The 594-nt window shown below is 40.7% G+C and carries 1 protein-coding gene; it reads right to left on the bottom strand.

What is annotated here, in order from left to right; translation table 11 throughout:
- On the bottom strand, positions 1–594 hold a 594-nt coding region (locus L6C30_RS14700), incomplete at both ends, for an IS5 family transposase (protein ID WP_236163338.1).

Genomic DNA, 594 nt, shown 5'->3' with positions numbered 1-594 from the left:
AAGGACTGCTACACGTGCATGGATCTCATTCACTTGGCTATCAAAACTCCTTGCACTGAGTTTATCTCCTAATAATTTGATGCAATGCATCTTAGTTTCAACCAAACTTCGACGATGATAGCCTGACCATTTTTTCCATAGTGTCCTGCCTAAACGTTTAATTGTTCTAAGTAATTCATTTCGCTCTAGCGAGCTACTCTTTGTATCTTTCCATTGTTTCGCATTTTTTCTAGGTGGAATCACCGCATGCCCTTGCCGATCTGCAATGACCTGACGGCATTGCTTGGTGTCATAAGCTCCATTGGTATAAACAGAGTTAATCTGCTCATCTTGTGGAATCTGATTAAGTAAATCACCAAGCACCTGTGAATCACTGACATTATTGGTTGTAAGCTGAACTGCTCGTATTTGTAGGGTTTTAGCATCTATACCAATATGAAGTTTACGCCATTGGCGACGATATTCAGGTCCATGTTTCTTGCATTTCCATTCGCCCTCACCTAGAAACTTCATGCCTGTAGAGTCCATGAGTAGATGCAGCCCATCGCTACTTTTTTGGTAGCTGATTACAATATCAATATGCTTTTGTCTTCT

The organism is Acinetobacter sp. KAM396, from assembly GCF_021602765.1.
Taxonomy (GTDB): domain Bacteria; phylum Pseudomonadota; class Gammaproteobacteria; order Pseudomonadales; family Moraxellaceae; genus Acinetobacter; species Acinetobacter towneri_A.
Note: the sequence above shows the minus strand (reverse complement) of the source record. Positions and strands in the feature narration are given on the sequence as shown.